The organism is Streptomyces sp. NPDC087263 (assembly GCF_044744645.1).
Taxonomy (GTDB): domain Bacteria; phylum Actinomycetota; class Actinomycetes; order Streptomycetales; family Streptomycetaceae; genus Streptomyces.
Genome location: NZ_JBIUYT010000017.1, coordinates 24,359 through 46,712, shown reverse-complemented (window position 1 = coordinate 46,712; position 22,354 = coordinate 24,359). Strand labels below are relative to the sequence as shown.

Below are 22,354 nucleotides of genomic sequence, written 5' to 3'. Positions count from 1 at the left end.
CGTGAGTGCGGGGCGGGGTCCCGGAGCCGGTGTTGTACGGGTGCGGGTTGGGGGGGCGGGGCCTGGTGTTGTACGGGTGCGGGTGCGGGTGCGGGTCGGTTGTCCCGGTCTGGTGTTGTACGGGTGCCGGTCGGGGTCCCGGGTCCGGTGTCGCACGGGTGGGTCCTGGGTCTCGGGGGCCGGACCCGGTGTTACACGGGTGCCGGAGCCGCCTCCGGCGCGTTCTGCGCCGCCGCTGCCTCCGCCCGGTCACGGCGTTCGCGGCGGACCAGGATCACCCAGCCCACGGGGACTCCCGCGGAGAAGAGCCACCACTGGATCGCGTACGCCATGTGCGGACCGATGTCGCTGTGTTCGGGGTCGGGGATCAGCTCGGGCGAGTCGCCCCTGGGCTCCGGGGCGGTCTGCTCGATGTACCCGCCGAGGACCTGCTCGTCGAGCCGCTTCGACTCCTGCCCGCTGTTGATCAGCATGACCATCCGGTCGGGCAGGCCCTGGACGTTCTTGATGCCGCTGTCGGCGGTCGTCTCGTCGGCCATCAGCCTGCCGGTGACGGTGATCTCGCCCGTCGCGGGCGCCGGGATCTTCGGGAACGCACTCTGTGAGGCGTCCGCCGCGATCCAGCCCCGGTTGACCACCAGGACCCGGCCGTCGTCCAGCACGAACGGGGTCAGGACGTGGTATCCGACCTCACCGTCGGAGTTGGTACGACGGCGTACGACCTCCTCGTGCGCGGTGTCGAAGTGGCCCGTCGCGGTCACCCGGCGGAAGAGGTCGTCGTGCCTGATCTCCTGACCCGGAGCGGTGAGCGACTCGGCGGGCACCGGCGTGGCGGCCAGGGAGTCGGCGATCACCGTGTTCAGCGCGACCTTGTGCTCGTGCCGGTGCAGCTGCCAGTAGCCCAGCTTGATCATCGTGGGGATGAGCGCGAGGGCCACGAGGGTGAGAATCACCCACTGCCGGGACAACAGGAAGCGGTACACCCCACGACCGTACAACTCGGTCGTGGGGCGTACTGAGGGGGGTGCGTGGTCGGCGCGGACCTGGACCGTCGGCAGCGGCTCAGGCCTTGTCGATGATCCCCACCTTCCCCTCCGCGCGGGCGCAGTGTGCGCCGCAGAACCAGTGGCCCTCGACCTCGACACCCTGGCCGATGATCTGGACCCGACAGTGCTCACAGATCGGGGCCATCCGGTGGATCGCGCAGGAGAAACAGTCGAAGACGTGCACCGCGCCCTGCGCGTGCACCTCGAAGGTCATGCCGTAGTCATTGCCACATACTTCACATCTCGCCATGCGCCACAGGGTGGGGCGCCGACGGGGCGCGGGCGAGTGGACGCCGGGCGAGTCGCCACGCAATCACCCGTCTGACGCCCCTGTCGGTGAGGTCGGCGACGCTCACGTCGGTGGGGCCTGTGACGCCCACGCCCGTGGGGCCGGCTACGCCGGGTCCACATCCCGCAGCAGCTGCCCGAACGCCGCCTCGTCGATCACCGGTGTCCCGAACTGCCTGGCCTTGACCACCTTGGACGTACTGGAGTCGGGATCGTTCGTGACGAGCAGGCTGGTGAGCCGGGACAGGCTTGTCGCGACATGCAGCCCGGCCTCGGCGGCGCGGTCCTCCAGCAGTTCACGGTCGATGGACGTGTCCCCGGAGAACGCGACCCGCATGCCCTGCTTGAGCGGCCTGTCCGCTTCGTAGCGGCCCGGGTTGGGATGGGGGCAGGCGGGGCGCTTGCGCGAGGGCCGCCAACTCCCGGACGGGTAACCGCCGCCGGACTGCCGGCCGATCGACGGGCTGGAGGACCACTCCGTGAGCGGACGGCATTCCAGGAGAGGCAGCCGGACGCCGCGGTGCGCGGCGGCCCGCAGGCTCGGCCGGAACGCCTCGGCCAGCACGCGCGCGTCGTCCAGCGCGTGGTGCGCCCGCTGCTGTACGACGCCGAAGTGCGCGGCCAGCGACTCCAGCTTGTGGTTGGGCAGCGGAAGCCCCAACTCCTTGGAGAGCGCGATGGTGCACAGCCGCTGCCGCACCGGCGCCTCGCGGTCCGCGCGTGCGTACTCCCGCGCGATCATCGACCAGTCGAAGACCGCGTTGTGCGCGACGAGCACGCGGTCCGCGAGCCGGTCGGCGAACTCCTCGGCGATGTCCTGGAAGAGCGGGGCGCCTTCGAGTACGTCGCTCGTCAGGCCGTGGATCCACACCGGGCCCGGATCCCGCTCCGGGTTGACCATCGTGTACCAGTGGTCCTCGACCTCACCGCGCGCGTCCAGCCGGTAGACGGCGGCCGAGATTATCCGGTCGTCCCGGGCCAGCCCTGTGGTCTCGACGTCGACGACCGCGTACCCCTGTGGATACGCGGTCGGCCAGGAGACGGGGGACGCTGCGGTCGTCAGGTCTTCGAGCATGGTCACTGAGAATACGGGGCGCGACTGACAGTCCTGTCCCCGGACTCCGCACTTGTCGGAGGGTCCGTCAGACACCCACGCCGCGGGCGGCCCTCAGGGCGAGTACGGGGAGTTGCGCGGGTTTCGCCCGAGTCCGCCCGTGCGTGGCCGGCGCGAAGCCCGCTGCGCACGGCCATGGACCTTTCGCCCGCCCGGTGCCAACGTGCTGCGCGCCCGGTGGACGGCGGCCTGTGAAGGGCGGTACGAGACATGGCACGAGTGAGGTACGGCGCGCGGACCGAGGCGGAGATCGCCGCCGCGCGCACCGCGAACTCGAAACTCCCCGACATCCGGTCCATCGGCGTGGTGGCCCTCTGGGAGAGCGACCCGGGCGCGGTCGCGGCGGTCCTGCCGCCCCCGCTCGAACCCACCGGGTGGCCGCTGGTGCGGGTCGGCATCAGCAGGGTCGACCTGGCCGGACACCCGCTGGGCGCCGGTTCGTTCGCCGTCGCCGCAGCACACGACGGCGTCGAGGGCTGGTATCCGCTCGTCAGCCGATGACCCGCGAACGGGCCCTCATCGGCGGGCTTGAGGTCTTCGGGGAGCCCAGCAAGCTCGGCGAGGTGCCTCTCCAGCGCGACGGTCTCGTCGTACACGCCGCACCCGCCCGGCACGGCATCGCGTTCGTAGAGGTACGCGGCGCCGTCAGTGGTGACCTGCCGCTGCCCGAGCCCGTCCGGAAGACCGACTTCTCCGTCAAGTTCCTTCCCGCGGTGGATGGTTCGGGTTTCGACGCCGAGGCGGTCCTCGTGCACTGCCTGCGCAGCGAGAGGGTGCGCAAGCTGGAGCGCGTGACCGGGGACGTCGTCCTGCGCGAGTCGATGTACGACCCGGTCGCCGACCTCCCCGTACGACGGCTCGTCGAGATCACCCTCGGTGAGAAGACCACCGACCTGCGCGGCAGGGTCGTCGAACGCGTCAGAGTCCAGGCCCTGTTGCCGTACATCCACCAGCGCCACGACGATCCGCGGCAGATCCTCGACGGGCCGCCGCCCGAGGGGAGCCTCTGATGGATCTGACGGAGGGGCAGGCCAGAGTCGTCAGCGCGTGTGACGACGGGTCGGTACGCGTCTGGTGACGGGTCGATACGCCGTGGGCGGCGCCCGGGGTGCGATCCTCCCCGTGTGAGCGAACCCACGCGCGACGAAACCCACGACGAACCCGACGAAGAGCCGCACGTCGAGTTTCACGACGAACCCCACGGCGGCGCCCTCGGTTCCCGGCTGAACTGGCTGCGTGCCGCCGTCCTGGGCGCCAACGACGGCATCGTCTCCACCGCGGGCATCGTGGTCGGCGTGGCGGGTGCCACCAGTGACCGCTCCGTGCTGTTCACCGCCGGGCTCGCGGGGCTGCTGGCCGGGTCCATGTCCATGGCGGCGGGCGAGTACGTCTCGGTCTCCACCCAGCTGGACTCGGAGAAGGCCGCGCTGGCGGTGGAGAAACGGGAGCTCAGGGAAGAGCCGGAGGCCGAACTCGAGGAGCTGACCCAGCTCCTGCAAGGGCGGGGCCTGACCCGGGACGTGGCTTTTGAGGCGGCCGAGCAGCTCACGCAACGGGACGCGCTCCAGGCCCACGCGCGCGTGGAGCTCGGCATCGACCCCGACGACCTCACCAACCCGTGGCACGCGGCATGGGCGAGCTTCCTGTCGTTCACCATCGGCGCGCTCCTGCCCCTGCTCGCGATCGTCCTCCCGCCGAGCGACTGGAGGGTGCCCGTCACCGTGCTCTCGGTCCTCGCCGCCCTGGTCGTCACCGGCTGGGTGAGCGCGGGTCTGGGCGCGGCGGGTGCGCGACGGGCGGTGCTGCGGAACGTGAGCGGGGGCGCGCTGGCGATGGCGGTGACCTACGCGGCAGGGGTCCTGCTGGGGGCGACAGGGGTGTGAGCGACCTGTTCAGGGCCCCGGGCCAGGGGCGGCCATTGGCGGAGACCGCCAAGAAGCAAGCGCGTACCACCGGTAATACTTGTCAGTAACAACCCCTAGCCGGGGCCCATCAGCGGCTCTACGGTTCACCCATGCCGAACCTGCCCGATGTCGTGCTGTGGTCGATACCCGCCTTCGTGCTGCTCACCGTGATCGAGGTGGTGAGTGTCCGGATCCATCCGGCCGCCGATGGCGCTGCCGCGGGGTACGAGGCGAAGGACGCCGCGACGAGCGTCGGCATGGGGCTCGGCAGCCTCGCCTTCGACTTCCTGTGGAAGATCCCGATCGTCGCCCTCTACACGGCGATCTACGAACTGACCCCCCTCCAGGTGCCCGTCCTGTGGTGGACCGTCCCGCTGATGCTGCTCGGGCAGGACTTCTTCTACTACTGGTCGCACCGCGGACACCACGTCATCCGCATCCTCTGGGCCTGCCACGTCGTCCACCACTCCAGCCGCAGGTTCAACCTCACCACCGCCCTGCGCCAGCCCTGGACGACCTGGACCGTCTGGCCCTTCTATGTCCCGCTCATCGCCCTCGGCGTGCATCCCGCGGCGCTCGCGTTCTGCTCGTCCGCGAACCTCGTCTACCAGTTCTGGATCCACACCGAGCGCATCGACAAGCTGCCCCGGGCCTTCGAGTTCGTCTTCAACACGCCCTCCCACCACCGCGTCCACCACGCCTCCCAGGGCGGCTACCTGGACCGCAACTTCGGGGGGATCCTCATCGTCTGGGACCGGCTCTTCGGGACCTTCGTCGAGGAGACCGAGCGGCCCGTCTACGGACTCACGAAGAACATCTCCACGTACAACCCGTTGCGCGTCGCCACCCACGAGTACGCCGCCATCGCCAGGGACCTGAGAGCGGCGGGGAGTTGGCGCGAGCGCGCGGGGCGGATCTTCCGCGGGCCCGGCTGGCAGCCGGCGCCGAAGTCCGCTGCGAAGACACCGATCACCGAGCCCGTCGCGTGAACCCACGCCTCGCGCGCGTGGGCGTGAACCCACGCCTCGCGCGCGTGCTGCTCGTCTCCTTCGGTGCGGCGGCCGCCGTGGACCTCGTCTCGACGGCCGCCGGTTTCGACCCGGGGCACACGGTCGCCAAGCCGCTTCTGATGCCCCTGCTCGCCGCTCACGTGGCCGCGCGCGGCGGTCCCTGGCTGCTCGTCGCTGCCCTGCTCTTCGGCTGGGGCGGCGACACCCTTCTGCTGTTCGACGCGGACCCCGCCTTCCTGGCCGGGATGGCCTCCTTCGCTGCGGGGCACGCGTGTTATCTCGCGTTGTTCAAAAGTGCTCCCCGCGCGCGTGGAGCGTGGTTTCTCGGCGCGTACGGCATCGCCCTGGTCGCCACCGTCACCCTGCTGTGGCCCGACCTCCCCGCCGAACTGCGCCTCCCCGTCGCCGGGTACAGCCTGCTGCTCACCGCGATGGCGTACGGCGCGACCCGGCTCGGACTCGTGGCAGGCCTCGGCGGCGCCCTTTTCCTGCTCTCCGACACCCTCATCGCGACCGGGGTCGCCGACTGGCCACAGCTCCCGAGGCCCGACTTCTGGATCATGCTCACCTACGCCGCCGCCCAGTTCCTGCTGGTCAAAGGCGTGCTGGGCAGGCTCGGCGCGCAATCCGCACCGGGGGCGGCGTACGGTGAGTTGTGCTCGGCGAACCGCTGAGCACAGCCGCAGACGCCCCGCAGGAGAAGGAGCCTCGCCATGCGCGCCACCACCATCCACGCCCCTTATGACATGCGCGTGGAGGACGTGCCCGAGCCCGTGGTGCAGCTGCCCACCGACGCGGTCGTCCGGGTGCTGCGGTCCTGCATCTGCGGCAGCGACCTGTGGGCGTACCGCGGCGAGTCGCCCCGGGAGCCGGGCCAGCGGATCGGGCACGAGTTCCTCGGCATCGTCGAGGAGACCGGCTCCGAGGTGACCGGCGTCAAGCGTGGCGACCTGGTCGTGGCGCCCTTCATGTGGTCCGACGGAGTGTGCGCGTACTGCCGCGAGGGGCTCACCACGTCCTGCGAGCACGGCGGCATCTGGGGCGACGTCGGCTACGACGGCGGGCAGGGCGAGGCCGTCCGCACCCCCTACGCCGACGGCACCCTCGTACAACTGCCCAAGGAGGCGGCCTCCGACGACCACCTGCTGGCGGCCCTGTTGTCGCTGTCCGACGTGATGGGCACGGGGCACCACGCGGCCGTCGGCGCGGGGGTCCACGACGGCGCCACCGTCGCCGTCGTCGGGGACGGTGCCGTCGGGCTGTGCGCCGTGCTGGCCGCCAAACGGCTCGGCGCCGAGCGGATCATCGCGCTCGGACGCCACCAGGTACGTACGGACATCGCGCGCCGCTTCGGTGCCACGGACATCGTCGCCGAGCGCGGCGAGGCGGCCGTCGAGGCCGTCCGCGAGCTGACCCGCGGCCAGGGCGCGCACTGCGTCATCGAGGCGGTCGGGACCGAGCAGTCCATGGCGACGGCCGTGAACATCTCCCGCGACGGCGGCGCCATCGGCTTCGTCGGGGTCCCGCACGGCAGCGGTACGGGCCTGGACCTGAGCGTGCTGTTCGACCGGAACATCGCCCTGCGCGGCGGGGTCGCACCGGTACGGGCGTACATCCCGGAGCTGCTGCCCGACGTCCTCGACGGGACCATCGACCCGTCGCCGGTGTTCGACGTGACCGTCGGCCTGGAGGGCGTGCCCGACGGCTACAAGGCGATGGACGGGCGCACGGCCCTCAAGGTGCTCATCACCAGCTGAAGCCCCGCCATCCTCTGGAGGCCTCTCACCAGCTGAAGCCCCGCCACCAGCTGAAGCTCCGCCACCCTCTGGAGCCCTGTCACCAGCTGAAGCCCTGTCACCAGCTGAAGCCCTGTCACCAGCTGAAGCCCTGGGAAAAGGCTCACCACCTGATCGGCAGGGGCACCGCCGTCAGCACGCCCGACACCGCGACGACCATGCCCAGTGCCACGACCTCCGCACGCGCGGGGGAGCAGGTGCTGAGCGGGTCCGCGGCCCCGCGCAGCCTGAGCCGCGCACTCAGGGCCAGGACGGCCACGACGGCCACCAGAAGCACCTTGGCCAGCAGTGTGCGCCCGTACGCCGTCGTCGTGAGCTGGTCCAGGACCGTCCCCGGCGGCATCCGGCGTAGCGCGCTCCAGGTGCCCGTCGCGGTGAGCGCCGCGAACAGGACGACCGCCACGCGCGCGTAGAGGCCCAATAGCGCGACCCCCGCCTCCGAAGGACCCCATTTCCGCAGCATCCGCAGCACATGCAGCAGACCGCCGGTCCACAGCGCCGCGCAGACCACATGAACGAGCGTCAGGCCGGAGCCGACCAGGGGGCTGTACTCCGTCGTGGGATGGGCGCGCAGCGCCTCCGCGACCGCCACCGCGGCCAGCGGCCACACCTGGAGGGCGGGGCGACGGTAGAGAGTGCAGAGGCCGGCCACCACGAACGCGTTGACCTCCAGGAGCGCCAGCTTGCCCTCCCGGGTCTCGTAGAGCCCGCCGATGTCCATGGCGGAGAGCTGGTCGGGCAGCAGGTTCCCGGTGGCCACGACCGAGGCAAGACCGAGCGCGGCCACGAGCCCGGCGACGGCGGCGAAAGGCGCCCAGCTGCGGGGCGCGTCCTCCAGAGGCGCGCCCGGCACGCGGCGGGCCAGCCGGGCCGCGAACAGTTCCCCCGCCGGGACGCACAGCGCCGCGAACAGCAGCATGCGCAGCAGGGCTATGCCCCCGGCGCCGGGGGCCGCGGCCTCTCCGGTGCCGTCGAGCGCCGCGCGCGGGCCGAGCAGCGGGATCACGGCCGCCGACGCCACCAGGGCGAGCAGGGCGACGGCCCGTCCGGTGGCCCGGCGCCGCGCCGGCTCGTCGGCGGCGGTCACCTCGGCGTTCGGTCTCGTCAACGTCACCTCAAGATCTTCACCAGTCGTCACAGATCCGGGCAAGTGCAGGGAAACAACTGGCGGAACGGCATTCCGCCCATGGATACGTCTCCGGTCGGCCCGCGACTCAGGACCAGCGCGCCGGATCGGTTCCCCAGACCCCCGGCGGCCGTGCCCAGTCGCCCGGCCCGCCCGCGAAGGACACCGGCGACCGGGCGTACCGCAGCCGCCCCAGGCCACTGTCGGTCTCAGCGAGCCAGGGCCCTGGTTCGTACGAGCCGAGCGAGGGCTCGGGGGCAGGCCCGCCAACCAGCCAGGCCGCAGTCTGCGCCAGCGCCAGCCGTACGATCCTGGTCCCGCCCTCCTCCGTCTGCTCGGTCAGCGAACGCAGCACCGCCGCAGCCAGCAGATACCCCGTGCCATGGTCGAGGGCCTGCGCGGGCAGTGCGCCCGGCCGCTCCGCCGAACCCTCCGTCTCCGCGATCCCGGTGGCGACCTGCACCATACTGTCGAAGCCCCGCCGCCCGGCCCAGGGTCCGTATCCGCCCCAGGCGGACAGCTGCGCCACCACCAGCCCGGGCCGCCGCTCCGCCAGCGCCCGAGGGGTGAGCCCGAACCGGTCCAGGGCGCCGGGCCGGTATCCGGTGACGACGACGTCGGCCCCGGCGAGCAGCTCCTCGAAGGCCCGCCGGTCCGTGGCGCGGTCGAGATCGAGACAGGCGGACCGCTTGCCGAAGCCCGTGTCGGCGTGCTGGTCGGGGAGTTCGGGCAGCCGCGGCGAGTCCACCCGCAGGACGTCCGCGCCGAGCAGGGCGAGGGTACGGGTCGCGACCGGGCCCGCGATGACCCGCGTGAGGTCCAGGACACGTACGCCCGCCGCGGGCAGCAGCGGATCACCGGAGAGCGGCGCGAGCGCGCGTACGGGTGCGTCGTCGCTCCGCTCACGGCTCAGCAGCGGCCTGCGTGCCACCGCCGCCCCCTGCTCGTGCGCCGCCCATTCCTTCGCCGAACGCAGCGCGACGGCGAGGCCACCGACCGCGTACACGGTGTCCTCCACGTCCACCGCGGACCGCTCCGCGAGGTGCCCGGCGACGGCGTCCACCGACACGTCCTCGGGCAGTCCGAGCGCGCTCAGCAGCCGCGCGCGGTGATGCGGGTAGTTCGCGTGCGTCCGCACCCAGCCGTCCGCGGTACGCCAGAACCGGGACAGCGGCGCGAAGTTCACCGGCGCCCGTCCGTCGACCAGCAGATGCCGCTCACTCACGAACGCCGTGGCGACGGCCCCGTCGTCGACCCGCACCTCGGGCACCTCGGGGAGCCCGGCCCGTCGCGCCGCCAGCTCGGCGCCCGCGAGCGCGCAGGCCCCCACACACGCATGCGCCAACTCCCTTACGGGCAGCCGCGCTTGAAGCACACCCCGTTCGACGTGCTCGATCCGCCGGACCAGGGCGGGATCGCCACCCAGGGCCGACCAGACGAACGTGGTGTCCTCAGCAGTCATGGGGCCACTATGCCGGGTGTACCGCATCACCGTGTCGCCCTCCGGGGCCGGACGCACAGAGGCCGGGCGGCAGTGGGCCGCCCGGCCTCGTCGAACGTCGCTTCCCGTTACTTGGTGACCGCGTCCAGCGCGTCCGCGGTGCCCCAGCCGTAGAAGCCGTTGCGGTTCTTCGTGCCCTCGCACACCGCGTCGACCTTGCCGTCGCTGTTGATGTCGTACGGGTCGGTGCACGGCGTGGCGTCGGCCTCGGCGTACAGCAGCGCCTTCACCAGGGCAGCGGAGGCGTGCGGGTGCGTCGACTTGATGAGGGCGGCGACGCCCGCGACGTGCGGGGACGCCATCGACGTACCGGCCATGTAGCCCCACCTGCCGCCGGGCAGCGGGCCCAGGATCAGACCGCTCGTGGCGGGCGGTGCGGGCGTCTGGTAGGCCGTCGAGTCGCCACCCGGCGCGGCGATGTCGATGACACCCTGGCCGTAGTTGGAGAAGGACGACTTGATGCCCTTCGCGCCGGTCGCCGCGACCGTCACGACACCCGGCAACTGGGTCGGAATGTCATAGCACTTGGACGGGTCGATCACCCGGTCCGAGGGGGTTCCGTCGTTCGGCGAGACCGGGTCGGTGATCGAGTCGGCCGCCAGGTCGTAGCTCTCGTTGCCCGCCGCGGCGACGTTGACGGTGCCCTTCTTCTCGGCGTACTGCGAGGCGCGGGTGATCGCGTCGACGAGGGCCTTCTGGTCCGGGTCGTCCTTGCAGTTGAAGTACCAGGGGTCGGTGTAATAGCTGTTGTTGGTGACGTCCACGCCGTGCTCGGCGGCCCACACGAAGCCGCAGACGACGGACTCCGTGTAGAAGTAGCCGGCCGTGGTCGCCACCTTGATGCCGGCGACCTTCACGCCGGGCGCGACGCCGGTGATGCCGACGCCGTTCTTGGCACCGGCGATCTCGCCCGCCACGTGCGTGCCGTGCGGGCTCTCGGCCGCGCTCGGCCGCCATGCTCCGTCGGTCGTGTCCGGCTTGCCCGTCACGCAGTTGACCGACGCGGCGCGGTCGAAGTTCGGCGCGATGTCGGGGTGCGTGTCGTCGACGCCGGTGTCGATGACGGCGACCGTCACCTTGCTGCTGCCGAGCGTCACCTCGTGCGCCTTGTCCGCCTTGATGGCAGGCAGGTCCCACTGCAACGGCTCCAACGGGTCCTGCCCGGCGACCGCCTGAGTGTTCGTCACCTCGGCGACCTCTTCGGCGGTGAGCACCTTCGGAGTGCCCACGTCGGTGGTCGACTGCGCGGGCAGCGGCGCGTTGCGCGTGTTGCCGGCCGACTGCACACCCCGTACGCCACGGATCGTCTTGGCGAAGTCGGGGTTCGAGGAGTGGACGACGATCACGCCGATCTGGTCGTACGACGTCACGATCGTGCCGCCCGCCGCGGCGATCGCCTTCGTCACCGTGGACGAAGGCGCGTGCCCGGGGCTGACGTTGACGACATAGCTGAGCGCGGTCGCGTCGGCGGCGACCTGCTGGGGTGCCTCCGCCTCGGCCGCCGACGCGCTGACGTTCGGCAGGAAGGCGAGTGCGGTGGCCGTGGCCATCCCCAGCGGGATGGCTATGGCGCGGCGGGAGCGCTTGAGAGGCGCTGTCATGGGTGTCTCCAGTTTCGTTCGCGGTACGAGCTGTACGAGCCGTGCGGAGGCTCAAGTGGCGGGCGGCCGGGCGTGATTGACGGTGTTACTTGACCGCCCGCAGTGCGTTGATGATCCCGGCCCCGTAGAAGCCGTTCAGGCCCTTGCCGCCCACACAGGTGGCGTCCACGACGCCGTCGCCGTCACCGTCGTACGCGGTCGGGCAACTCTGGCTGTCCGCCTGGGCCTTGAGGAGCGCCTGGAGCTGGGCCGGAGTCGCCTTGGGGTACGTGGACTTCAGCAGCGCGGCGACAGCGGCGGCGTGCGGCGAGGCCATCGACGTGCCCTGTAGGAAGGCGTACTGGTTGTTCGGCATCGTGGAGAGGATGCGGCCGTTCTTCGACGGCGTGTCCGGGATCTGGTACTTGTCGCCACCCGGCGCCGCGACGTCGATGACGCCCTTGCCGTAGGTGGAGAAGTACGACTTGGTGCTGTTGACGCCGGTCGAACTCACCGTGACGACACCCGGCAGCTGGGTCGGGATGTCGAAGCACTCGTGCGGGTCGACCGTGCGGGGCACCGGGGTCGAGTCGTCGGGGCTGGAGTCGTCGACTATGGCGTCCGAGTCGAGGTCGTCGTTGGCGTTGCCCGCCGCGGCGACACTGAGGGTGCCCTTCTTCTGCGCGTACAGCTGCGCCCGGTTCACCGCGTCGAGGATCGCCTTCTGGTCGGGGTCGTCCAGGCAGTTGTAGAGCCAAGGGTCCACGTAGTAGCTGTTGTTGGTTATCTCGACGCCGTGGTCGGCGGCGAACACGAAGGCGCAGACGACACTCTCCGGGAAGAAGAGCTGTCCGGCGTCCGGCTCGGCCACCGTGATGCCCGCGACCTTCACACCCGGCGCGATGCCCGCCACACCGATGTCGTTGCGGGCGGCGGCGATCTCACCGGCGACATGCGTGCCGTGGTAGTGGTCGGCGTCCACCGGACGCCAGGCGCCGTACGTCGTGTCCGCCTTGCCGCCCACACAGCTCGCGGACTGCGAGGCGGAGAAGTTCGGGGCGAGGTCCGGGTGCGTGTCGTCGACGCCGGTGTCGATCACGGCGACTGTCACGTTCTTGCTGCCCGGGTTGATCTTCGCGGCCTTGTCGGCGCCGATCGCGCGCAGGTCCCACTGGTCGGCCTCCAGGGGCTCCTGGCCCGCCGCGGCGCTCTGCGAGAGCTCGGCGGCGTCCGCCGCCGACAGCAGCTGCGCCGCGCCCTCCTCCGTGGTCCCCGCGGCGGTCAGCGGCGCCGTGTGCGTCGCGCCCGCCGACTGCACTCCACGCGCCGCGCGGATCTGCTCGCCGAAAGCGGGGTTGGCCGAGTGGACGACGATGACACCGATCTTCTCGTACGCGATGACGACGGTGCCGCCGGCCTTGGCGATGGCCTTCTTCACCGACTCGACCGTGCGGTGGTCGGCCTTGGTGTTGACGACGTAGGGCAGAACCGGGCCGTCCGCACTCGTCGCGGCGGTCGCCGTGAGCGGGGTCGCCGACGCGGCACCCGGCAGGAAGCCGAGCGAGGCGGTGAGCGACAGAACGACGGGTACCGCGAGGGCGAGCCGGCGTCTGGAACGCAGATGAGCCATGGGATCTCCACATCATCCGGAAAACGAGCTGCCCGAACACAGGTTGGTGCTCGGGCAGGTACATGACGGAGTGGTGCAGGCCGAAGCTATCTCCCGTCCGACCTGGGCAGCAATGACTTCCGGCGATGACTTCTGAAAGAAGTGCCGCGAGTTGAACCTGCCCGCGCGTGGCGCCGTGACGTTGAACAGGGAGCCCGAGCACGATCGAGCCCCTGCTGGATCACGCCCGTGGCCACCTGACAGTGCCGTCCGGTCCACGTGATCCACGTCATCGTGAGGTCAGAAACAGCCATGTCCCTACCCAGACCGTCCCCGTCCCCGTCCGCGAGCCCCGGCTCGCCCCCGTCCACCGTCGCTACCGCACCCGCAACGCGAGGAGACTCCGTGGCCACCGACGCACCGCCCCCCTCGAAGACAGATCCTGAGCTCCCCTCGACCGAGAAGTTCGTCGAGATGCAGGAGAGCGCGGAGTTCGGTGAACTGCGCCGTTCCTACCGCTCCTTCGCCTTCCCGCTGACCATCGGCTTCATCACCTGGTACCTGCTGTACGTCCTGCTCTCGAGCTACGCGGGCGACTTCATGGGCACCAAGCTGATCGGCAACATCAACGTCGCCATGGTCCTCGGCTTCGCCCAGTTCCTCACCACGTTCCTCATCGCCTGGTGGTACTCGCGGTTCGCCACGGCGAACCTCGACCCCAAGGGCGCAGCCATCAAGTCCAAGATGGAGGGCGGCGAATGAGCCCCCAGTTCGTCATCGCCGCCGGTGAAGCCAGCGAGCACCGGCCGCTGATCGTCTCCCTGTTCGCCGTCTTCGTACTGGCGACCCTCGTCATCACCGTCTGGGCGGGCCGCCAGACCAAGGACGCGGCCGACTTCTACGCGGGCGGGCGCCAGTTCAGCGCCTTCCAGAACGGCCTCGCCGTCTCCGGCGACTACATGTCCGCCGCGTCCTTCCTCGGCATCGCGGGCGCGATCGCCCTCTTCGGGTACGACGGCTTCCTGTACTCCATCGGCTTCCTCGTCGCCTGGCTGGTGGCGCTGCTCCTGGTCGCCGAACCGCTGCGGAACTCCGGCAAGTACACGATGGGCGACGTCCTCGCGTACCGCATGCGCCAGCGCCCGGTCCGTACGGCGGCAGGCACCTCCACGATCGTCGTCTCGATCTTCTACCTGCTGGCCCAGATGGCGGGCGCCGGTGTCCTGGTCTCCCTGCTGCTCGGCATCACCAGCGACGCGGGCAAGGTCGGCATCGTCGCGCTCGTCGGCCTGCTGATGATCGTGTACGTGACGATCGGCGGCATGAAGGGCACCACCTGGGTCCAGATGGTCAAGGCTGTCCTGCTCATCGCGGGCACCCTGCTCATCACCTTCCTGGTGCTGCTCAAGTTCAACTTCAACATCTCCGACCTGCTCGGCTCGGCCGCCGAGAACAGCGGCAAGGGCTCGGCCTTCCTGGAACCGGGCCTCAAGTACGGCCTCACGACCACCTCGAAGATCGACTTCATCTCGCTGGGCATCGCGCTGGTCCTTGGCACCGCAGGCCTGCCGCACATCCTGATCCGCTTCTACACGGTCCCCAACGCCAAGGCCGCGCGGAAGTCCGTGATCTGGGCGATCGGCATCATCGGCGGCTTCTACCTGATGACCATCGCGCTCGGCTTCGGCGCCGCCGCGCTCATCAAGCCGGACGAGATCATCGCCTCCAACAAGGCGGGCAACACGGCCGCGCCACTGCTCGCGCTCCATCTCGGCGGCGTCGACTCGGCATGGGGCGCGATCCTGCTCGCCACCATCTCGGCGGTCGCCTTCGCGACGATCCTCGCGGTCGTCGCCGGCCTGACCCTCGCCTCGTCCTCCTCGTTCGCGCACGACATCTACGCGAACGTCATCAAGAAGGGCACGGCCACCGAAAAGGAAGAGGTCAGGGCCGCCCGCTACGCCACGGTCGCCATCGGTGTCGTCTCCATCGGCCTCGGCGCCCTCGCACGCGACCTGAACGTCGCCGGCCTGGTCGCCCTCGCCTTCGCGGTCGCCGCCTCGGCCAACCTGCCGACGCTCCTCTACAGCCTCTTCTGGAAGAGGTTCACGACGCAGGGCGCACTCTGGTCGATCTACGGCGGTCTCGTCACCGCGGTCGGCCTGGTGCTGTTCTCGCCGGTGGTCTCGGGCAAGCCCACGTCGATGTTCCCGGACGTCGACTTCCACTGGTTCCCGCTGGAGAACCCCGGCATCATCTCGATCCCGGTCGGCTTCCTGCTGGGCTGGATCGGCACGCTCCTCTCCAAGGAGGAGCCCGACACCGGCAAGTACGCCGAGCTGGAGGTCCGGTCCCTCACCGGTACCGGAGCGCACTGAGCACTTCCCTGTGACGGCCGCGTCGTAGATCCCTACGACGCGGCCGCGCCGTGTCTGGTGGGATCGGGCCTCCGCCGATGTCAGTCCCGTCACGTAGGCTCGCTGGTGTCAGGAGAAAAAGATCCGCATCGAGGGGAGGGGGCCCACGTGCTCATCGACACCTACGGCCGGGTAGCCACCGACCTACGCGTCTCGCTGACCGACAAGTGCAATCTGCGCTGCACGTACTGCATGCCCGAAGAGGGCCTACAGTGGCTGGCCAAGCCCGACCTGCTCACGGACGACGAGATCGTCCGCCTCGTCGGCATAGCGGTCACCAGCCTCGGCATCACCGAGGTCCGCTTCACCGGCGGCGAGCCCCTGCTGCGCCCCGGCATCGTCGGCATCGTCGAGCGGGTCGCCGCCCTGGAGCCCCGCCCCCAGATGTCCCTCACGACGAACGGCATCGGCCTCAAGCGCACCGCCGCGGCCCTCAAGGCGGCGGGCCTGGACCGGGTGAACGTATCGCTGGACACCCTGCGCCCCGACGTCTTCAAGACCCTCACCCGCCGGGACCGCCACAAGGACGTCATCGAGGGCCTGGCAGCCGCCCACGACGCCGGCCTGACCCCCGTCAAGGTCAACACGGTCCTGATGCCGGGCCTGAACGAGACCGAGGCCCCGGATCTGCTGGCCTGGGCCGTGGAGCACGACTACGAACTGCGGTTCATCGAGCAGATGCCGCTGGACGCCCAGCACGGCTGGAAGCGCGAGGGCATGGTCACCGCCGGTGACATCCTCACCTCACTGCGCACCCGTTTCCAGCTCACCGAGGAGGCTGCCACCGTGCGCGGCTCCGCCCCCGCGGAGCGCTGGCTCGTCGACGGCGGTCCGCACCGCGTCGGCGTGATCGCCTCGGTCACCCGCCCGTTCTGCTCGGCCTGCGACCGTACGCGGCTCACGGCCGACGGCCAGGTCCGCACCTGCCTCTTCGCCTCCGAGGAGACCGACCTGCGGGCCGCCCTGCGCTCGGACGCCCCCGACGAGGAGATCGCCCGCATCTGGCGGCTCGCGATGTGGGGCAAGAAGGCGGGCTCCGGCCTGGACGACCCGTCGTTCCTCCAGCCGGATCGGCCGATGTCGGCGATCGGCGGCTGACCCGCCGCTATCGGACCTCGTCCTGCTCCCACTCCGCCAAGGGCACCACGTCCTTCAGGAACCCGCGTACACCAAGGAACTTGGAGAGATGCTCGCGGTGGTCCTCACACGCGAGCCACGTCTTGCGGCGCTCGGGAGTGTGCAGCTTCGGGTTGTTCCACGCGAGCACCCACTCCGCGTCGGCACGACAGGCCTTGGCCGAGCACTGAGGAGTGGAGGGGGCGGCATCGGGGAAGAGCGGGAAGGTCACGCACCCAGCCTAGACGGCTCCGAAAACGGCCCTGGAAACAGCCCCGAAAAGGCGACGCCGAGCAGCCACGGGGGGAGCTGCCCGGCGTCGGTCCGTCGCTCCGACGGGGGATGCGGAGCGCGTACGAAGTATGCCATGGGGGACCCGGTGCCTGGCACCGGAACAACATGATTGATCTGAGCTTTTCTTGAGCTTAACGCACCTTTGGGTTCCACTTTCGGCCCATCCTCCGTGGTCAGCTCCAGGGTGGTGCCGACGGCCGATGGGTCAGCTCGGGTCGTGCGGCTCGGCCCGTGGCCGTGCCCCCGAGTCGGCCGCGACGTCTTCCGGCGCGGGCTCCGCGAAGCCGTTCTGCCGCGGCGGCGCGATCATCGGACGGGTGGGGGCGGCGACGAACGTCGAAGGCAACGACGGCACGTTCTCCCGGCCCGCGTTGGCGATCACCACGGAGACATAGGGGAGAAGTACGCCCAGTACCAGGGCGACCACGGCGACATGACGCTCGACGTTCCAGAGGACGGCGGTGAGGATCACGGCGACCGTGCGGACGGACATCGAGATGACATAGCGGCGCTGTCTTCCGCGTACGTCCTCGTCGAGCCCCTGCCTGGCTCCGGTGATCCGGAAGACCTGGCCGTTGCTCTGCTTCCGCAGCACGTTCCACCACCCGCCCGTGTCGGACTCTCCCCGGCCCGTACCCAGTCCGACCCCGGTCAGGGAGGCAGGCCCGAACAGCCTTCAGGTTACGCCGAGGCTGCGTCGTCTTCGAGACCGGGGCCAGTTCCCACGGGCCGGAACCGATGCGTCGTACCGCGTATGGCTCCGCCCGACATGCGCCGTATGGCGGACAGTCCGACACTGGGCCTAATTGCTCGCGTAGAGCCGTACTAGGAGGCAGCCATGGGCTGGTTGTGGGCGATCATCGTCGGGTTTGTACTGGGCCTGCTGGCCAAGGCCATCCTTCCGGGCAAGCAGCACAGCCCACTCTGGCTGACCACCATCTTCGGCATCATCGGCGCCATCGTCGGCAACGCGATCGCCCGGAGCATCGGCATCGACGAGACGAGCGGCATCGACTGGGGCCGGCACGCGCTGCAACTCGGCGCCGCCATCGTCATCGTCTTCCTGGGCGACATGGCATACGTGGCCCTACGGGGCAACAAGCAGCGAGCCTGAGCATCGGTACGTACGCCGAAGGGGCGGACCCGTCACGGGTGTCCGCCCCTTCGCCGTGCATACGAGGGCTCAGGCCCCCGTGACTTCCACGGCCGCCAGGTTCTTCTTGCCCCGGCGCAGCACCAGCCAGCGCCCGTGCAGCAGGTCCTCCTTGGCGGGGACCGCGTCCTCGGCGGGGACCTTCGCGTTGTTCACGTACGCGCCGCCCTCCTTGACCGTGCGGCGCGCGGCCGACTTGCTGGCCACCAGGCCGACCTCCGCGAAGAGGTCCACCGTGGGTGCCAGCTCGGCGACCTGGATGTGCGGCACCTCGGAGAGGGCCGCCGTCAGCGTCCTCTCGTCGAGCTCGGCCAGCTCGCCCTGCCCGAAGAGGGCCCTGGACGCGGCGACCACGGCGGCCGTCTGGTCGGCTCCGTGCACCAGCGTCGTCAGCTCCTCGGCGAGCGCCCGCTGGGCCGCGCGGGCCTGGGGGCGCTCCTCGGTCTGCTTCTCCAGGTCCTCGATCTCCTCGTGGGACCTGAAGCTGAAGATACGCAGGAACTTGGAGACGTCCCGGTCGTCCGCGTTCAGCCAGAACTGGTAGAACGCGTACGGCGTGGTCATCTCGGCGTCCAGCCAGATCGTGCCGGACTCCGTCTTGCCGAACTTGGTGCCGTCCGCCTTGGTGATCAGCGGGGTGCCCAGCGCGTGCACCACGGCCTCCGGCTCGACCCGGTGGATCAGGTCGGTGCCCGAGGTGAGGTTGCCCCACTGGTCGCTGCCGCCGGTCTGCAGCGTGCAGCCGTGCCTGCGGTACAGCTCCAGGAAGTCCATGCCCTGGAGGATCTGGTAGCTGAACTCCGTGTAGCTGATGCCCGCGTCGGAGTTGAGCCGCCGGGAGACGGCTTCCTTCGCGATCATCTTGTTGACCCGGAAGTGCTTGCCGATGTCCCGGAGGAACTCGATGGCCGACAGGCCCTCGGTCCAGTCCAGGTTGTTGACCATCACCGCGGCGTGCGGACCCTCGAAGTCCAGCAGCGGTGCGATCTGCGCGCGCAGCCGCCCCACCCACTCGGCGACGACCTCGGGTGAGTTCAGCGTGCGCTCGGAGTTCGGCTTCGGGTCGCCGATCAGGCCGGTGGCGCCGCCGACCAGGCCCAGCGGGCGGTTGCCCGCCTGCTGGATCCGGCGCATCGTCAGGATCTGCACGAGGTTTCCGAGATGCAGGCTCGGCGCGGTCGGGTCGAAACCGCAATAGAACGTGACGGGACCGTCCGCGAACGCCTTGCGCAATGCGTCCTCGTCAGTGGAGAGGGCGATCAGCCCCCGCCACTGCAGTTCGTCGACGATGTCCGTCACGGTTCTCGTATCTCCTTGGAAAAGGTCCGGTCGAGCTCGTACGAGGTTATACGCCCTGACTGACAGAGCTCATATTGAAGTCCGGGATGCGCAGGGCGGGCATCGCAGCCCGAGTGAACCAATCGCTCCACTCGCGCGGCAAAGTCTTTTCGGTCCGCCCCGCCTCCGTCGCCCGCCCCAGCAGGCCCACCGGCGACTCGTTGAACCGGAAGTTGTTGACCTCGCCGACGACCTGGCCGTTCTCGACGAGGTAGACGCCGTCCCGGGTCAGCCCGGTCAGCAGCAGGGTCGCCGGGTCGACCTCGCGGATGTACCAGAGGCAGGTCAGCAGCAGGCCGCGCTCGGTGGCGGCAACCATCTCCTCCAGGGAGCGGTCGTCGCCGCCGTCCAGGATCAGGTTGCCGATCGACGGCGCCACCGGCAGTCCGGTCAGGCCCGCGCTGTGCCGGGTGGTGGTCAGGTGCTTGAGCTCACCGTCGCGGATCCACTCGGTCGCCTTGAGGGGCAGCCCGTTGTCGAACACGGACGCGTCGTCGCCGGAGGAGTGGGTGAGGACGAACGGCGAGGTTTCGAGCCCCGGCTCGTGCGGGTCGCTGCGCAGCGTCAGCGGCAGTTCGGTGAGCCTCTCGCCGACGCGGGTCCCGCCGGGCTTGCTGAACACCGTCCGGCCCTCTGCCGCGTCCCGGGCCGACGCCGACCACAGCTGGTAGATCAGCAGGTCCGCGACGGCGGTCGGCGGCAGCAGCGTCTCGTAGCGCCCCGCGGGCAGGTCGATACGCCGCTGTGCCCACCCGAGTCGTACGGCCAGCTCGGCGTCCAGCGCCGCCGGGTCGACGTCCTTGAAGTCTCGTGTCGACCGCCCCGCCCACGCCGAACGCGTACGGTCCGGCGACTTGGCGTTGAGCTCCAGCGTCCCCTTGGGCTGGTCGTGCCGCAGCCGCAGCCCCGTCGACGTACCGAGATAGCTGGAGACGAGCTCGTGGTTGGCGAACCCGTAGAGCTCCCGGCCGCCCGCACGCGCGCGGGCGAACGATTCACCGAGCGCCGGCGCGAAGTCCGCGAACACGGCGGACGAGGTCTCGACGGGGGCGTCCGTGAAGTCGGGGGACTCCGGGACGCCCGAGACGAGCGGCTGGGCGTCCTCGGCCGGAGCCGCACCACGTGCCGCCGCCTCCGCGGCCCGCACCAGGGGCTCCAGTTCATCGGCGGTCACGGCCGCGCGCGAGACCACTCCGGACGCCGTGCCCTCGCGGCCGTCGACGGTGGCGATGACGGTGAGCGTGCGCCCGCGCGTGACCCCGTTCGTGGTCAGCGCGTTGCCCGCCCAGCGCAGGTTGGCGGTCGACTCCTCGTCGGCGATCACCACGCAGCCGTCGGCGCGGGAGAGTTCGAGGGCGCGCTCGACAACCTCGTGCGGCTTGTTCGTAGAAGTCGTCGTGCTCATCGACCGGCCTCCTGCGTGGTGTTGAGAATGTTGACGCCCTTGAAGAGGGCCGACGGGCAGCCGTGCGAGACCGCCGCGACCTGACCCGGCTGGGCCTTGCCGCAGTTGAAGGCACCGCCCAGTACGTACGTCTGCGGTCCGCCGACCGCGGCCATCGAGCCCCAGAAGTCGGTGGTCGTCGCCTGGTACGCGACATCACGCAGCTGGCCCGTGATCTGACCGTTCTCGATCCTGAAGAACCGCTGCCCGGTGAACTGGAAGTTGTAGCGCTGCATGTCGATGCTCCAGGAGCGGTCACCGACGACATAGATGCCCCGGTCGACGCTCCCGATCAGGCCCTCGGTCGAGAGCCCGGCGGGATCCGGCTGGAGCGACACGTTCGCCATGCGCTGCACGGGCACATGACCGGGGGAGTCGGCGTACGCGCACCCGTTGGAGCGCTCGAACCCGGTCAGCTTCGCGATACGCCGGTCGAGCTGATAGCCGACGAGGGTCCCGTCCTTCACCAGGTCCCACGACTGTCCGGCGACACCCTCGTCGTCGTACCCGATGGTCGAGAGTCCGTGCTCGGCGGTCCGGTCACCGGTGACGTTCATCAGCTCGGAGCCGTACCGCAGTTTGCCCAGCTGGTCGAAGGTGGCGAAGGAGGTCCCGGCGTACGCGGCTTCGTAGCCGAGTGCCCGGTCCAGTTCGGTGGCGTGGCCGATGGACTCGTGGATGGTCAGCCAGAGGTTGGACGGGTCGACGACCAGGTCGTACACCCCCGCCTGCACGCTGGGGGCGCGCATCTTCTCGGCGAGCAGTTCCGGAATCTGCTCCAGCTCGGAGTCCCAGTCCCAGCCGGTGCCCGTCAGATACTCCCAGCCGCGCCCGACCGGCGGCGCGATGGTCCGCATCGAGTCGAACTCGCCGCTGGACTCGTCGACGGCGACGGCGTTCACCTGCGGGTGCAGCCGTACACGCTGCTGCGTGGTCACGGTCCCGGAGGTGTCGGCGTAGAACTTGTTCTCGTGCACGGTCAGCAGCGAGGCGTCGACATGGCTGACGCCGTCGGCCGCAAGGAGCCGCGCGCTCCACTCCGCGAGCAGCCCGGCCTTCTCCTCGGCCGGCACGGAGAAGGGATCGATCTCGTACGACGAGATCCACGTCCTGTCGGCGTGCACCGGCTCGTCCGCCAGCTCGACGCGCTCGTCGGATCCGGCCGCCTTGATCACCTGGGCCGAAAGCTTCGCCATCGCCACGGCCTGCGAGGCGACCTTCGCGGCCGCGTCCATCGTCAGATCCACCCCCGACGCGAATCCCCAGGTCCCGCCGTGCACCACGCGCACCGCATACCCGAGGTCCGTCGTGTCGGAGGATCCGGCGGGCTTGGCGTCCCGCAGCCGCCAGGCCGCGCTGCGCACCCGTTCGAAGCGGAAGTCGGCATGGTCGGCGCCCAGCGCCCGGGCCCGCGCGAGCGCGGCGTCGGCCAGGGCGCGCAGCGGTAGTGCCGTGAAGGCTTCGTCGATGGAATGAGGCACGGAGGTCTCCCTGCTGTCGTGGCCTGTCGGACCGATCATGTCGCGCGGGCGGGGTCGGAGGCCATGTCTTTCCGGTGCCTTGCGAACCTTTATGGACGGCCGGGTTGCCCGTCGGTGGGCGGGCCACGGGCTTTCGG

General features: G+C 70.3%; 20 protein-coding genes and 1 pseudogene. 9 read left to right on the top strand and 12 right to left on the bottom strand.

Annotated elements, in window-relative coordinates:
- Positions 1-191: 191 nt before the first annotated feature.
- The 3 genes from ACIPC1_RS38205 to ACIPC1_RS38195 all read right to left on the bottom strand — a co-directional run bounded on the left by ACIPC1_RS38205 (position 192) and on the right by ACIPC1_RS38195 (position 2,409).
- Positions 192-983 (bottom strand): SURF1 family protein, encoded by a 792-nt coding sequence (locus tag ACIPC1_RS38205; protein ID WP_402525867.1) that lies wholly within the window; start codon positions 981-983, stop codon positions 192-194.
- Between the two features lie 79 nt (positions 984-1,062).
- On the bottom strand, positions 1,063-1,296 hold the full coding sequence (locus ACIPC1_RS38200) for a hypothetical protein (protein WP_362508504.1): 234 nt from the start codon (positions 1,294-1,296) through the stop codon (positions 1,063-1,065).
- Positions 1,297-1,440: 144 nt separating this feature from the next.
- A complete protein-coding gene (locus ACIPC1_RS38195) occupies positions 1,441-2,409 on the bottom strand; it encodes a DEDDh family exonuclease (RefSeq protein ID WP_402525864.1) in 969 nt (322 codons plus the stop codon).
- Positions 2,410-2,658: 249 nt separating this feature from the next.
- Here ACIPC1_RS38195 and ACIPC1_RS38190 point away from each other — a divergent pair.
- The 5 genes and pseudogenes from ACIPC1_RS38190 (at position 2,659) to ACIPC1_RS38170 (ending at position 7,119) form a co-directional block, all read left to right on the top strand.
- A pseudogene (locus ACIPC1_RS38190) lies at positions 2,659-3,458 on the top strand (acetoacetate decarboxylase family protein).
- Between the two features lie 213 nt (positions 3,459-3,671).
- Positions 3,672-4,331: a VIT family protein gene (locus ACIPC1_RS38185; RefSeq protein WP_402525975.1), complete on the top strand. Its 660-nt coding sequence runs from the start codon at positions 3,672-3,674 to the stop codon at positions 4,329-4,331.
- A gap of 131 nt (positions 4,332-4,462) precedes the next feature.
- Positions 4,463-5,341 carry a sterol desaturase family protein gene (locus tag ACIPC1_RS38180; RefSeq protein WP_402525862.1) on the top strand — a complete coding sequence of 293 codons (879 nt, stop codon included), beginning with the start codon at positions 4,463-4,465 and terminating at the stop codon, positions 5,339-5,341.
- Positions 5,338-6,036: a lysoplasmalogenase gene (locus ACIPC1_RS38175; protein ID WP_402525859.1), complete on the top strand. Its 699-nt coding sequence runs from the start codon at positions 5,338-5,340 to the stop codon at positions 6,034-6,036. The genes ACIPC1_RS38180 and ACIPC1_RS38175 overlap by 4 nt, the downstream gene beginning before the upstream one ends.
- 39 nt (positions 6,037-6,075) lie before the next feature.
- Entirely contained in the window at positions 6,076-7,119 is a 1,044-nt protein-coding gene (locus tag ACIPC1_RS38170) for a zinc-dependent alcohol dehydrogenase family protein (RefSeq protein WP_402525856.1), read from the top strand.
- 142 nt (positions 7,120-7,261) lie between these two features.
- Here the strand turns inward: ACIPC1_RS38170 and ACIPC1_RS38165 are convergent, their stop codons facing one another.
- From ACIPC1_RS38165 to ACIPC1_RS38150, 4 genes are all read right to left on the bottom strand, one after another.
- A complete protein-coding gene (locus ACIPC1_RS38165) occupies positions 7,262-8,272 on the bottom strand; it encodes a CopD family protein (protein WP_402525853.1) in 1,011 nt (336 codons plus the stop codon).
- 100 nt (positions 8,273-8,372) lie between these two features.
- Positions 8,373-9,746, bottom strand: coding sequence for a CoA transferase (locus ACIPC1_RS38160; RefSeq protein ID WP_402525850.1), 1,374 nt, complete (start codon positions 9,744-9,746; stop codon positions 8,373-8,375).
- Between the two features lie 107 nt (positions 9,747-9,853).
- Positions 9,854-11,386: a S8 family peptidase gene (locus ACIPC1_RS38155; RefSeq protein ID WP_402525847.1), complete on the bottom strand. Its 1,533-nt coding sequence runs from the start codon at positions 11,384-11,386 to the stop codon at positions 9,854-9,856.
- An 85-nt stretch (positions 11,387-11,471) separates the two neighbouring features.
- Positions 11,472-12,995: a S8 family serine peptidase gene (locus tag ACIPC1_RS38150; RefSeq protein ID WP_402525844.1), complete on the bottom strand. Its 1,524-nt coding sequence runs from the start codon at positions 12,993-12,995 to the stop codon at positions 11,472-11,474.
- A gap of 384 nt (positions 12,996-13,379) precedes the next feature.
- Here ACIPC1_RS38150 and ACIPC1_RS38145 point away from each other — a divergent pair, with 384 nt between their 5' ends.
- The 3 genes from ACIPC1_RS38145 (at position 13,380) to moaA (ending at position 16,489) form a co-directional block, all read left to right on the top strand.
- On the top strand, positions 13,380-13,736 hold the full coding sequence (locus tag ACIPC1_RS38145; protein ID WP_402525841.1) for a DUF485 domain-containing protein: 357 nt from the start codon (positions 13,380-13,382) through the stop codon (positions 13,734-13,736).
- Positions 13,733-15,352, top strand: coding sequence for a cation acetate symporter (locus ACIPC1_RS38140; RefSeq protein WP_384385067.1), 1,620 nt, complete (start codon positions 13,733-13,735; stop codon positions 15,350-15,352). Before ACIPC1_RS38145 ends, ACIPC1_RS38140 begins: the two co-directional genes overlap by 4 nt.
- Before the next feature lie 147 nt (positions 15,353-15,499).
- Positions 15,500-16,489 carry a GTP 3',8-cyclase MoaA gene (gene moaA / locus ACIPC1_RS38135; protein ID WP_402525839.1) on the top strand — a complete coding sequence of 330 codons (990 nt, stop codon included), beginning with the start codon at positions 15,500-15,502 and terminating at the stop codon, positions 16,487-16,489.
- Positions 16,490-16,496: 7 nt separating this feature from the next.
- Here the strand turns inward: moaA and ACIPC1_RS38130 are convergent, their stop codons facing one another.
- Both ACIPC1_RS38130 and ACIPC1_RS38125 read right to left on the bottom strand, forming a co-directional pair.
- Positions 16,497-16,739 carry a hypothetical protein gene (locus tag ACIPC1_RS38130; RefSeq protein WP_402525836.1) on the bottom strand — a complete coding sequence of 81 codons (243 nt, stop codon included), beginning with the start codon at positions 16,737-16,739 and terminating at the stop codon, positions 16,497-16,499.
- A 267-nt stretch (positions 16,740-17,006) separates the two neighbouring features.
- On the bottom strand, positions 17,007-17,393 hold the full coding sequence (locus tag ACIPC1_RS38125) for a DUF3099 domain-containing protein (protein WP_402525972.1): 387 nt from the start codon (positions 17,391-17,393) through the stop codon (positions 17,007-17,009).
- 246 nt (positions 17,394-17,639) lie between these two features.
- On the opposite strand from ACIPC1_RS38125, the gene ACIPC1_RS38120 reads away from it, so the two are divergent.
- A complete protein-coding gene (locus ACIPC1_RS38120) occupies positions 17,640-17,915 on the top strand; it encodes a GlsB/YeaQ/YmgE family stress response membrane protein (RefSeq protein ID WP_384385059.1) in 276 nt (91 codons plus the stop codon).
- A 69-nt stretch (positions 17,916-17,984) separates the two neighbouring features.
- Here the strand turns inward: ACIPC1_RS38120 and tyrS are convergent, their stop codons facing one another.
- Genes tyrS through ACIPC1_RS38105 form a run of 3 tightly spaced genes read right to left on the bottom strand, consistent with a single transcriptional unit; the run spans position 17,985 to position 22,256 of the window.
- Complete coding sequence (gene tyrS / locus ACIPC1_RS38115) at positions 17,985-19,253, bottom strand: tyrosine--tRNA ligase (protein WP_402525834.1); 1,269 nt, start codon at positions 19,251-19,253, stop codon at positions 17,985-17,987.
- A gap of 46 nt (positions 19,254-19,299) precedes the next feature.
- Positions 19,300-20,697: a metallopeptidase TldD-related protein gene (locus ACIPC1_RS38110; RefSeq protein WP_402525832.1), complete on the bottom strand. Its 1,398-nt coding sequence runs from the start codon at positions 20,695-20,697 to the stop codon at positions 19,300-19,302.
- The gene (locus tag ACIPC1_RS38105) at positions 20,694-22,256 is read right to left on the bottom strand and encodes a TldD/PmbA family protein (RefSeq protein ID WP_402525830.1); all 1,563 of its coding nucleotides are present in this window, start codon (positions 22,254-22,256) and stop codon (positions 20,694-20,696) included. Before ACIPC1_RS38105 ends, ACIPC1_RS38110 begins: the two co-directional genes overlap by 4 nt.
- Positions 22,257-22,354 lie beyond the last annotated feature (98 nt).